Source organism: Gillisia mitskevichiae, from assembly GCF_003634585.1.
GTDB classification, from domain to species: Bacteria; Bacteroidota; Bacteroidia; order Flavobacteriales; family Flavobacteriaceae; genus Gillisia; species Gillisia mitskevichiae.
In genome coordinates this window covers 1-13125 of the sequence record NZ_RBLG01000010.1, presented here as the reverse complement: position 1 = coordinate 13125, position 13125 = coordinate 1, and the positions used below count along the sequence as shown (strand labels likewise).

General features: G+C 29.2%; 13 protein-coding genes. All 13 read left to right on the top strand.

What is annotated here, in order from left to right:
* Positions 1-928 precede the first annotated feature (928 nt).
* The gene (locus BC962_RS16050) at positions 929-1717 is read left to right on the top strand and encodes a DUF6090 family protein (RefSeq protein ID WP_121347098.1); all 789 of its coding nucleotides are present in this window, start codon (positions 929-931) and stop codon (positions 1715-1717) included.
* A gap of 161 nt (positions 1718-1878) precedes the next feature.
* Complete coding sequence (locus BC962_RS16045; protein ID WP_121347097.1) at positions 1879-2388, top strand: hypothetical protein; 510 nt, start codon at positions 1879-1881, stop codon at positions 2386-2388.
* A gap of 44 nt (positions 2389-2432) precedes the next feature.
* The gene (locus tag BC962_RS16040; RefSeq protein ID WP_121347095.1) at positions 2433-2624 is read left to right on the top strand and encodes a hypothetical protein; all 192 of its coding nucleotides are present in this window, start codon (positions 2433-2435) and stop codon (positions 2622-2624) included.
* A 56-nt stretch (positions 2625-2680) separates the two neighbouring features.
* A complete protein-coding gene (locus tag BC962_RS16035) occupies positions 2681-3073 on the top strand; it encodes a hypothetical protein (RefSeq protein ID WP_121347093.1) in 393 nt (130 codons plus the stop codon).
* 191 nt (positions 3074-3264) lie between these two features.
* The gene (locus BC962_RS16030) at positions 3265-4206 is read left to right on the top strand and encodes a hypothetical protein (protein ID WP_121347091.1); all 942 of its coding nucleotides are present in this window, start codon (positions 3265-3267) and stop codon (positions 4204-4206) included.
* 180 nt (positions 4207-4386) lie between these two features.
* Positions 4387-5043, top strand: coding sequence for a DUF4145 domain-containing protein (locus BC962_RS16025; protein WP_121347090.1), 657 nt, complete (start codon positions 4387-4389; stop codon positions 5041-5043).
* A 163-nt stretch (positions 5044-5206) separates the two neighbouring features.
* On the top strand, positions 5207-6163 hold the full coding sequence (locus tag BC962_RS16020; RefSeq protein ID WP_121347088.1) for a TIR domain-containing protein: 957 nt from the start codon (positions 5207-5209) through the stop codon (positions 6161-6163).
* 159 nt (positions 6164-6322) lie between these two features.
* Complete coding sequence (locus BC962_RS16015) at positions 6323-7054, top strand: tetratricopeptide repeat protein (protein WP_121347086.1); 732 nt, start codon at positions 6323-6325, stop codon at positions 7052-7054.
* A 371-nt stretch (positions 7055-7425) separates the two neighbouring features.
* Positions 7426-7830: a hypothetical protein gene (locus tag BC962_RS16010; protein ID WP_147405673.1), complete on the top strand. Its 405-nt coding sequence runs from the start codon at positions 7426-7428 to the stop codon at positions 7828-7830.
* A 137-nt stretch (positions 7831-7967) separates the two neighbouring features.
* Positions 7968-8984 carry a hypothetical protein gene (locus BC962_RS16005; RefSeq protein ID WP_121347082.1) on the top strand — a complete coding sequence of 339 codons (1017 nt, stop codon included), beginning with the start codon at positions 7968-7970 and terminating at the stop codon, positions 8982-8984.
* Positions 8985-9136: 152 nt separating this feature from the next.
* The gene (locus BC962_RS16000; protein WP_147405672.1) at positions 9137-9814 is read left to right on the top strand and encodes a hypothetical protein; all 678 of its coding nucleotides are present in this window, start codon (positions 9137-9139) and stop codon (positions 9812-9814) included.
* A 138-nt stretch (positions 9815-9952) separates the two neighbouring features.
* Positions 9953-10642, top strand: a complete 690-nt coding sequence (locus BC962_RS15995; RefSeq protein ID WP_121347078.1) for a hypothetical protein — start codon at positions 9953-9955, stop codon at positions 10640-10642.
* 193 nt (positions 10643-10835) lie between these two features.
* The gene (locus BC962_RS15990) at positions 10836-12137 is read left to right on the top strand and encodes a J domain-containing protein (RefSeq protein WP_121347076.1); all 1302 of its coding nucleotides are present in this window, start codon (positions 10836-10838) and stop codon (positions 12135-12137) included.
* Positions 12138-13125 lie beyond the last annotated feature (988 nt).

Below are 13125 nucleotides of genomic sequence, written 5' to 3'. Positions count from 1 at the left end.
CCAATGAAAAGTGCTATTTTAGACACCAAGTAATAAACAACTAAGCCGACAAGTTTGCGACCCTATTCCCACTACTTGCCTTAACCAAGACCGTTATATACAATGGCTCCGCACGAAAATTCAATTTAAAAGTTCTTGATTTGATTGATATTGTAACATTTCAATCAAATATCAACTTATAATACAATAAAGATAATTGATCATAAACTAAAATTAAAATATGTCTAAAATCTCAAAATCAAAAAAAAATAAAATCTCTCTCGAATTGATACTTAAAGTTATATTTCTAATTGTTTTTATATTAATAATTCTTGATTGGGAAGACTTTAAAAGAGGGCTATTTGGATTCTGATATTTTAGTTTAATTTAAATTTAAAAAACAGAGAAATATGAAAAAGAATGAAATTCAACTTCCTTTTTTTATTAAAGCATCTTTATTGCTGGGATTTTCAATTTTGCTATTCGGACAAATAGCTTATTATCTAGGACGATTTCTGAATAATTGTATGTAGAAAAGTTTATTATCAAATGACACTTTAAATTATAAAAATGCTATCCGCTAAGAAAAAATGGAAGATAATTGGTGTAATATTTTCTTTAATAATCATAATTCTATTTTTAATTTATTTAATTCAAGGTGCTATTGATGGCTGGAATAATCCTAGGTAAATAAATTACTTTTGATTTAGTCGCCAAAGTATATAACATCGGTTAAGCGCAAATAGCGGGCAATCTGGTGAAAAGTACTATTTTAGACACCAAGTAAAAAACAACTAAGCCGACAAGAACGTGTCCCTACTCCACGCTACTTGCCTTAACCAAGACCGTTAGCCTTTATTATTTTTCACGAACAATATTTTAAAGAACACAAACTCCACTAATCTATGTAATGGACTATTTATCATATATTTAGAGAAAGTAACTTCTAATGATAAAATTCTTTAGAATATTAAGACAACAATTATTAACTGAAAATAAATTCAGTAAATATCTATTGTATGCAATTGGAGAAATTATACTTGTTGTTATTGGAATTTTAATTGCCTTGGCTATTAATAATCATAATGAACAGCGAAAAGAAAATGAACAAGAGCAAGTAGCACTAAAACAACTTAGGACGGATTATAAAGCGAACTTACTCCAATTGGAAAATAAGATTGAAATGAGGCGTAGACTAATTACGGAAAGCTTAAATGTTTTCGAAATTACTTCAAAAGATAAATCCATAAGCGAAGATTCTCTTTCAAAGATATTTGCAACTTTTTTCATGGACCCAACCTTTGATCCGATTGAAAATGATGTGATGAAGTCAGGAAATATAAAATTAATAAGAAATGATACTTTAAGACAATTACTGTCTCATTGGACATCAGATATTGTTGCATATAAAGAATCTGAACTTATTCAACATGACCATTATATTTCTCAAATCATTCCTTTCATGAAAGAAGTTGGAATAATGCGCAATGCAAATCATGCATTTTGGAAAGAACAAGAACTTAGAATGGGATTTTTAGACAAAGGAAAAAATGACAAAATCATTACACTTGATAAAAGTCCTAATGAAATAGATGTCCAATCAATTTTGAAAAACCCACGTTTTGAAGGTCTAGTAACATTTATATTTACGTTTTCTCAAGTCTGCAATTTAGAAGGACAAACATTGAAAAAGAAGATGCAAAAAATTCTTGAAATTATTGAGATTGAGATTGAATAATAAAAATAACAAAAGGCTAACATCGGTTAAGCGCAAATAGCGGGCATCTAGGTGAAAAGTGTTATTTTAGACACCAAGTATAAAACAACAAAGCCGACAAGAACGTGTCCCTACCCCACGCTACTTGCCTTAACCAAGACCGTTACCTCACATTTTAAATTATGTATGAGAATTTAAATAAACTTATTGACATAAATCTTGATCTTTTGAGCAGAAAAGAAGATCATTCTGAATTTTTCTTCGACTTTATAAATTTAGAAAAACAAAAATTTCGACAATCCGGTGAACATATACAAGCTGAACGATTAGCAGAAAATATGGAAGAAAAAGGATTGATAACTATTGATCAGGAATTAGCAATATTATCCGAATTTGGATATAGCGTTGTTAAAATCGGTGGTTGGTCTCAATATTTAAAGGCCAAATTGGAGGAAAAAATGAAAATTGAGTCTGATACTCAAGAGAAAGAAAAATTAGAAATAGATAACCTAAAACTTCAAAAAGAAAATTTAGAGTATCAAAAATCAATTAGAGCTAAAGAAGAACAAATTCAAACATTAACCAGAGATAATTTGAGGTTAGGAAATTGGGATATAAGATTTAGATGGTATATTGCTATAATAACCTTTGTAATTGGATTTATAATTAAATATTTTGTTGAGAATCAATAATTCTGTCGAAAGCAATATCCAATTTTCATCCAATTTAAAAATATATGAACGAAGAAGTTTTTAAAAAATTAATCGAAAACCAAAGAGTTTTAGATAGAAAATTAGATCAAATCCAATTAGATATTAATAAAATTAAAGGAGATGTTAAAACTGTAATTAGTAATCAACTAATTTTAGAACAATATGAAGAAGATATAACTGACAGATTAAATAGAATTGAAAATAAATTAAAATAAGATAAATGAATGATTATGGACTAGAAAACGGATTGGTTCAAGTTTAATTTATTTATATGACAAGATCAGATAAATTAGATAAAATTCTTTATGTACTCCTTTGGGTTGATAAAATGGAATTGGAACAAAAACCAATTTCCAAGAAAATCACTATGCTATTCATTAATAAATCAAGTGATTTAGAGCTAGAGCCGTGGGAAATGCAATCTTTAAAAGAAGATTTAATGGATGAAGGATTAATAAAAACTTCAAACGATGAATTAAGAATAACCAAAAAAGGAAGAAAATTTATTACTAGACAGCAAGGTTTTAAGAAACTTGATTTAATTGAAATTCAAGAAGATCTTATCAGAGAAAAAACAATAGAAAAATTCAAATATGATAAATTTAGTTTTTGGTTTTCAATTTTAGCAATCATTATATCGCTATTGAGTTTATTTTTGAGATAAAAAAAGAACTTTAAGAATATACCGTAAATAAAACGTGAGGTAACATCGGTTAAGCGCAAATAGCGGGCAATCTGGTGAAAAGTGTTATTTTAGAGACCAAGTAAAAAACAACTAAGCCGACAAGAACGCGTCCCTACTCCACGCTACTTGCCTTAACCAAGACCGTTGTGTGTAATCTGAAAAATCCATCAATGAAGTTTATTAAAGACGATCGATTATATATTTTAAAAGAGAAAATAAGAACTCATAATAAGTTGAGTTCGGAATTAAAGGATCTAGAGTTAAGGCGAACTAGAAAGGAGCAAAGTCAAATCGAATCAAAAGAAATACTTGACAAAGAAAAAAAGGAATTCAATAATATTAATGAACTCTCAATAAATTCAATTTTTTATTCTTTAATTGGAAAGAAGGAAGAAAAACTTGAGAAGGAAAGACAAGAATTTTTATTAGCCAAACTTAATTTCGACACTTTAAAGGAGGAAATTGACTTAATTGTTCAACGAAAAAAAGAAATCTTAAAGGACATATTTAATATTGAAGACATTAATAAAGAATATAATGAGCTTCTTGCGGACAAAGAGAAATTTTTAATTTCATTGAATAATTCTAGATCAAATGAAATTCAAGTTGTTAAAGACAAAATTTCTAATGTTGAATTTCAGAAAAAAGAAATTGACCAAGCTATACTGGCAACAATTCCAGTTTTGGAGAAACTAGAACAAATATATTCAAAGTTAAATAGCGCCGAAAATTGGGGTGTATTTGACCTTTTAGGTAGTGGTTTGTTGGCTACGGCTATCAAACATTCAAAAATTGATGATGCGAAAAGTTTAATAAGCAAAACTCAATTTGACATTGATAATTTGATTAACGAACTAAATGATGTGGATATTAAATATAATATTAGAAATACAATTAATATTGACGGGTTTTATACTTTTTCGGATTTCTTCTTTGACGGATTAATCTTTGATTTTATAGTTCAAGAGAAAATCTCTAAATCAAAAAATCATATCAAATTTATTAAAACGAACGTTTCAAGATTAAAAAGTCAATTACTTATGACTTTAAAAAAACTTGATTCAGATAGAATGGATTTGATTAAAAGGAATGAAGAACTAATTAGCAGTTAAATAAAAAATACCTCTGATAAAGACTACACACAACATCGGTTAAGCGCAAATAGCGGGTATTCCAGTGAAAAGATATATTTTAGACATCAAGTAAAAAACAACTAAGCCGACAAGAAAGCGTCCCTACTCCACGCTACTTGCCTTAACCAAGACCGTTGTAAGTAATATTAATTAAGAAAAATGGCAACAATTCAAGCATCAAACTTCGTAGGAGGTCAAACAAATTTAAGCTATGACAGAAATCCAGATAAATGTCCTTTCTGCCACAAGACAATTACTCCGAGAATTTATCAGGGTTTTTATAAAGGAAATAATTTAGAAATAGTTAATAGATGCCCTGATTCCAATTGCGGAAGAATTTTTACATCCTTATACAAAAAAGAAGTTGCGGGATCATCCTATAATTATGATAGCTCTACTGTTGGAAATTTTGTAGGAACCGAATTCTCCGATAATATTTCAGTTTTATCTGAAAACTTTGTGGAAATTTATAATCAAGCTTCAAAAGCTGAATCTATCAACTTGAACCACGTTTCTGGTATTGGATACCGAAAAGCTTTAGAATTTTTAATAAAAGATTACCTGATTCATAAAGATCCAGAAAATGAAGAAAAAATAAAAAAGAAATTTTTGGGTAAATGTATCAATGATGACATTGAAAATCCTAATGTAAAAGAAATGGCTAAAAGAGCGACCTGGCTTGGAAATGATGAAACTCATTATGTACGAAAATGGGAAATGAAGGATGTAAAAGACTTAAAAACTTTGATCACTGTAACCTTACATTGGATCGAAATGGAACTATTGACAGAAAAGTTTAAAGAAGAGATGAACTAATTAATACTACTTACAACATCGGTTAAGCGCAAATAGCGGGCATTCTGGTGAAAAGTGATACATTAGTTCCCAAGTAAAAAACAACTAAGCCGACAAGTTCGCGTCCCTACTCCACGCCACTTACCTTAACCAAGACCGTTGTGCAGCATTTAATATTAAAATTATGGGTATAAATCTTCCTCCAGAAAATTGTTTTTTAACACATCAAAAAACTACCAATTATTCTAGCTCCTCGGATTTAATTGAATACACAGTAAAAATTAATGATCAAAACAAATTGTTTAAATTTTATAGCGATCATTCTAATAACCCGTATGTAGAAAAAAATAAGTATATAATACACGCACTATTATTAAATGAAAAATTCCCTGTCCAATATTTAAAAAAAGAAGGAAAAGTAATAGATAATGATTTTTTAGAAAAATTGATTAATGAAAGTGTTATACCAAGGTTCCCGGATGAAAAAATTGAAAACCTTCTAAATTATTTACATTCAATACAGGACTACGAAGGATCAAGAATAAGGTTTCCTCAAATTGAAAAAGGTAGTTTTGCAAGAAGCTTATACTTCAAAAATCATCAAGAATTAGTTTTTTACTTATCCACATTGATAAACCTAGGATATATAACAGGAGGTGAAAGAAGCACTACTGCAGGAACTGATATTGTTAATATAAATTTGACATATGCTGGTCTTTCAAAAATTATTGAATTTCAAGAAAATGAATCTCAATCAAATCGTTGCTTTATTGCGATGTCGTTCTCAAATAACCATAATCAATTAAGAGAAAAAATTAAGGATTCAGTTATTAAAACCGGTTATCATCCGATCTTAATTGATGAGATACACTATGATTCGGATATTAGTATTAATGATGCATTAATTGCTGAAATCAAAAAATGTAAATTTTTAGTAGCAGACTTCACGGACCATAAGCATGGAGTATATTTTGAAGCAGGATTTGCATTAGGCTTAAAAAGACCGGTAATTTATTTATGTAATAATGAAGATTTTGATAAAACACATTTCGATACAAACCATTATCCACATATAATTTATTCCGATCTAGATGAAATGCAGAAAGGTTTAGAGAATAAAATAAACGCTTGGATAAATTAAACGCAGCACAACATCGGTTAAGCGCAAATAGCGGGCATTCTGATGAAAAGTGCTATTTTAAACACCAAGTAAAAAACAACAAAGCCGACAAGAACGCGTCCCTACTCCACGCTACTTGCCTTAACCAAGACCGTTGTATGCAATGCAAAAACAAGAAATATGAATAATAAAATTTTAATAATACTATTTCTTATACCTGTAATTTCATTCAGTCAATCAGAAAAAATTGAAAATTCTAAAAATCAACTATTCTCAGAAATGAGTATCGACGTTTGTAACTGTTTGAATGATGAAACTCCAGAAATGGAATTTCATGAAAACTGTCTAAATGATAAAAAATCGGAATATAAAAAGAAATACGAGGATCTTTTGACAAAGGAATCAGTTATTGGTTCTGACAGTATTAAAGAAGAATGGAAAGAGGAATTTATAACTACAATTTTGACTGGTTCAATGGTCTACGAATGCGATAAATGGTATAACTATTTTAAAAACATAAAAAATAAAACAATTGGCGAAATTTATAAAAATGCGAATCCAAAACAGTTGGATTCCTTAAATAGATTAGAACCAGAGTTCAGAAATGATAATTTCTATTACGATCGAGGAGCTTTAAATTTTGCGTCAAAACATTATTTAAAAGCAATTGAAGATATTTCTAAGCACAATGAAATTAATCCAACAAATCAAACATATTTATTTCTTGCCTGGGTTTATGAGGCAAGTGGGAATTTAGAAAAATCTTTAGATGCATACGATCAAATTCAATCATCACAAGATTCAGGAATGGAAATTGAACTTTACAAGTCAGTTATGAAAAGAGAATACGCGGAGAAAGAATTGACAAATCAAAAAAAAGCACTGCATACAACATCGGTTAAGCGCAAATAGCGGGCATTCTGGTGAAAAGTGCTATTTTAGACATCAAGTAAAAAACAACTAAGCCGACAAGAACGTGTCCCTACTCCACGCTACTTGCCTTAACCAAGACCGTTGGCAAAAAGTTTATACATATGGCAGTTAAAGAAGAAAATTCACCAAATTTTGGAATGAATAGAAGTTCCAACATTTGAAGTTCCAGATATTAATTTTGACGCAGATTTTATAGATGTAGAAGAATTAACTGAAAGACAAATGAAAATACTTAGAAATCTGACAAAATATCTGAATTATCAAGTCAATTATTAAACCTTGAACTTGAGGTTCAAAATTTTCAAATTGTCGATAAAGCAACGGATAAAGAACTGATAAATTAAAAATTAATGAAAAGTCCTTATACTATAATTTTCTTTGGTATTTTATCCATCTTAATGGGTTTAGGTGATGACCAAAACGAGATTATTCCCTCTGAAATTAAATTTAGCACTGGTGTTTTATTCATTATTTACGGAATATTTTTACTGTATAAGAATAATAATTCGGGAAGAGTAAAAGGAAATTCCAAATCGGAAATTGGAAAAAAGTATATTAAAAGATATTCCTTCATCTATTTAGCAATTGGTGCCCTACTAGTAAAAACTCCTAGTTTTTTATTCCCTGATACTTACTTAGAACTAAATTTGACAGTAATAAGTATTTATATAATCGGATCTGGCTTTTTAATTTATGGTTTGAACATGTTCTTAAAAGAAAAACGATTGAAGAAAGAAAGTGGCTTTATAGAATAAACCTTTAGCCAACATCGGTTAATTGCAAATAGCGGGCTTAGTCGAAAAAGTGTATTTTAGATACCTATTTAAAAAACAACAAAGCCGACAAGAACGTGTCCCTACTCCACGCTACTTGCCTTAACCAAGACCGTTATATGCAAGCAAATTTTAAGCAAAAAATGAACTTAAACAGGGAAAAGTGTATTGCTTTTGGTAAAGATCCAGATAAAATAATTGAAAAATTAGAACCAATTGACAAAAATCTGTCCAATAGAATTCTAAAAAGATTCAATAGAGAAAAAGATAGAAATAACTTCATTTCAACTCTAACAGAACTTAAGTTCATTCGTGTTTTTAATGAATTAAATTTTACAATTGAATACGAGAAAACATACAAGTCAGAAAACCAAGATAAAACTCCTGATTTAACCTTAGATTTTAAAGGGAATAAATTAATTGGAGAAATTTATAGATTAGGCAGCAGTCAAAAAGACGATACTATTATACAATTTATTGATAAAATAATAGATATATTATCGGAGATTGAGAGTGATAATGCCTTATTTATAAAATTCAAAAATGACAAAATAAATTTCAATGAATTTGACTTTACTCCTTTAAAAGAAAGAATCGAAAATTGGATAAAAACTAAACCAGAAATACATTCCACATTAAATTATAATGAAGATATAGATTTTGAGATAATCTATAAAGGCAAATGGAAAACTACCCAATTACTATCTGATACTATTTTTTTAAATATAAAATCAGAAAAACTATCTCAAAGTGAAAACTTATCTAATAATGAGATTACTAGAAAAATTTTAAAGTATAGCGACATAGTTAAGCAAGAAGAAATACCTTACATCTTATGTGTAGAAACAGACTTAAACGCAGGATTTCATTTTAGTGATTTCTCAGAAAGATTCCATCATTCAGAAACGGAAGTATTAGATTTTGAGAAATATAAAGATATATGGTTGAAAAATGGAAAAGGAAAATGTTGGTCTATTTTAGGTGATTTTTATAAATATCCCTTTCTAAGTGGACTTTTAATATTACTTAATAATGAGTATAAGCTTTTATTATCACCGTTGAGGAATCAAATAATTTATGAGAAAAGATATGAGGAAATTTTTAAAATGCTAACTAAAAAATTTGCCAGCATATAACATCGGTTAAGCGCAAATAGCGGGCATTCGAGTGAAAAGTGCTATTTTAGACACCAAGTAAAAAACAACAAAGCCGACAAGAACGTGTCCCTACTCCACGCTACTTGCCTTAACCAAGACCGTTGGCAATAATACTTAAACAGAGAATTAATTTGAAAAACAGATATTTTCAATTATCAAAAAAGCAGAAATGGAACACTTATATAAAATTGATAATAACAACTTTAGTGATTCTAATTCCATTCTTTTTTATTTCATTTTACTTTAATATTTACTTTCTCGCTCCGATTATTTTTTGGATTTCACTTTCAATTATTGCTCCATTTTTCGATATGCCCTCGATGATTAAAAGTGAAAAACTTCGATACGAATCTTCACTATTGATTTCGGAAAAGAAAAAAAATAATCAGATAACAATTCATGGAGGTACTTTATTTGACTACTATTTTGTCTTAAATAAAGACGATAATGGAAAAATCAGGAAAAACTTTATCCTTTTAGAATATTTAAACGGCATCCTCAAATTAATGGAATCAAACAAAGAAAAATTAAATTTAGAAATTATAGGAACTACTTATATTCTCAATCAAAGAACCGCAAACAAAATTGGTTTCAAAGTCCAAAAAACGAATACAACACAGCTTATTATTCTAATCCTAAATTATCCAAACCTAGTTTTCACTAAATCTTTTGCTAATAAAAATGTTTCCTTTCCCAATCTCAAAAATATTAAAACATATAAATCCAGCATTAAAGAATTAAATGAGAATAAACAGAGAATTACTAAAATTAGAAATACATTACAAAGTACTATTGCCAACATCGGTTAAGCGCAAATAGCGGGCATTCAGCTGAAAAGTGCTATTTTAGACACCAAGTAAAAAACAACAAAGCCGACAAGAACGTGTCCCTACACCACGCTACTTGCCTTAACCAAGACCGTTGGCAACAATGCTAAAGAATGATTTATGATAATAAATCTTGAAACATTAGAAGGTTTACCAATATATTTTATTCAAAAATTGACAAAGTTTGATGATTTACTCTTGAAATTTGATTTTCTTGAGGAAATTGAAGATTTAAAAACAGTTGAAGAACTAATTATAGAATTTCAAGAATTTTTAAACAATCAAATTATTATTGGATATCATTATACTCGAGCATTAGAAAATAATATATTAAAAGAGGGTTTACTTTCTCGAAATGGAGAAGAGATAAGATCAAAATTTATTAAAGATTTTAGCCACGAGTTTACGGAAGGAGAAATAAGTTTGATTAAAGAATTATGGCGGAATTGTTTCGATGATTCTGACAAAGAGGTAAGGGACAATAGAATTTATTTCAATTTTACTAAAAATGCATTAAAAAATAGCGGAGCACGGCTCTTACTTAATAATTACGGTGGGGAACAAGTTTATTGGCCTTTATACAATGTGAACGAAATAAGTTCTAAACTTAAAAGTCTTGGAACTCCTATGATTTTAGAATGCAAATTGGAAGCTAAAAAGATTAATACATTTTCGATCAATCCGTGGGCTAAAATTGCGATTTCTTCATATCACAAAAAGATTAACCCGAATGCACATACAGAAGATAGAGACGCTTATATAAACGATTCAGTTACCCCGAAAAATATTAAAATTATAAGTTTACATTAATAATTTAAAATTCTATTGATGGAAAGAATTAAACGCACAGTTGCCAACATCGGTTAAGCGCAAATAGCGGGCATTCCGTTGAAAAGTGATATTTTAGACACCAAGTAAAAAACAATTAAGCCGACAAGAACGTGTCCCTACTCCACGCTACTTGCCTTAACCAAGACCGTTGCCAGCAATTAAAACTTATTGAATGAAGAACTATTACAGCATTTTAAATATCACTAAAACTGCCTCAAAAGAGGAAATAAAAAAAGCATATAGATTGAAAGCTGTGAAATATCATCCCGATAAACACAATGGTGATGATTATTTTGTACATAAATTTTTAGAAGTTCAAGAATCCTACGAAACATTAATTGACCCGGTTAAACGAGAACAATTCGATTTAGAATATAATGACTTTTATAATGATGATGAAAGTCAAAACGACAAAGAAGAAAAAGAACAATTTAATCAGGAAAAAAGAAAAGAAAAAGATAAAGAAGAAGAGTTTTATTACAATCCACATAAACCGTTTTATTCTGAAAGAGATAGAGGTCAAAATGAATCGCCTCAGTTTGAACCCAAAGTGGACCATTGGGGAGATCAATTAGATGACCAAATTGATTTCTTCAAGCTTCCGTCTAAAATAGGTAAGATAATATCTGGTTATTCAACATTATTGAAAAGCGAAAAACCAAAAACCAAAACCACGAAATTTAAACGATTTAGTATAGCCATATTAATTGCCATTGCAATCTCAAGTCTAATTATATTTGGATTCGGGGTTGAAAGTATAATATGGATATTAATATGGTCGGTTGCTCCATTAGCATTATTGTTGTGGATTGCAAATGCAAATGTTCAATTTAAACATTATAATACATTTATCGGAGTTAATGGTTTCGCGAGATTTACTTGTGAAGGATCAAGAGAAAATATTGTAAGCTCCTATGAAATTAATTTTAATGAAATAACAGATTTACTCAAAGTAACCCAAATAAATAAGAAAAACTTTAATTACACTGGTACAGACTTTGGTTTTGTTTGGCTTAAGAATGGTAGACTCATTTCAGAAATAAACGGTTCTCACCAAAGTAAAGAGGGTAAACCGGACAAATGGCAAGATGAATTCTGGGTAAATGAAATTGCGGAAAGATATTGGACTGTTTACTTACTTGACAATATGGAAAAGGATTTGGACATAAAAGGATATATTGAGTTTAATCTTATTAGTTATAACAATGATCAATATGAATCACTTCCCTATATAAGATTAGGAGTTGGATACATAGAATTCATAAATTCTAAAGAGAATTTTAAATATAATTTTAATGACATCAAAAGTGTAGGATCAAAAGGCTCCAATCTTTTTATTGAACATAAAAATTATAAAAAGAAATTCTACTTCTTTGAATCAGGGAATAAAAATGGAATACCGTTAAGAAATTTATCTAATTATCAATATTTCTTTAAATCTTTTGAACTTCTACTAGGATACAAATTTGATTAAAGTTTAACTGCAGGCAACATCGGTTAAGCGCAAATAGCGGGCATTCGTGTGAAAAGTGCTATTTTAGACATAAAGTAACAAACAACTAAGCCGACAAGCACGCGTCCCTACTCTACGCTACTTGCCTTAACCAAGACCGTTGCCTTTCATTGCTGCTCACTCAAATCTGAAAAAATGATAAGAAGAAATTTAGTTCCATTATAATTATCTCATGTATTTTAGGTATAATGAGTATCGATTTCTTCAATATATCGGAATCAATTGAATATTGGTCTTTAATTTTATCTTGTGTTTTTATTGTAATATCAATAATATTAGCTTTTAGCAATGAAACTACATATAATAAAAAATTGAAGTCCAATTCAAAAATCGAATAAAAACTATTACGAATACTTCAGCTTGTTTGCAGAATTGAGAACTAAATAATTTATGAATAAACACATAAATTGGAATTTAGCAGGTTGCGAAATTTACATAAAATGATAGAAAAAAATTTACCTATAATAATTCTTATTGTTAGTTTTATTCTGATAAGCATTGACTTACTGACAACTGAAAATATTAGTTCTGGATTTTGGATTCGAAGTTCATCAAACGTATTAATAATTTTAGCAATGATCTTAACTCTTAAAGATAGAAGGAAGAGTAAAAAAGATTAAATCAGAAAATAATAAATTGACCTACTTATGATTATATTATTCTAACGGAGTTTATCAAATTATGAATATATTCCAAATCAAATCCTAAAATACTAATCAGCGTAGAACAAAAGCAACGAAAAGGCAACATCGGTTAAGCGCAAATAGCGGGCAATCGTATGAAAAGTGCTATTTTAGACACCAAGTAACAAACAACTAAGCCGACAAGAACGCGTCCCTACTCCACGCTACTTACCTTAACCAAGACCGTTGGCAACAAGCTAAAAAAAATTATGAAATTGAGAAGAACAAAAAGATTACAAAATTTATTAGCTATATCAATCCTCTCT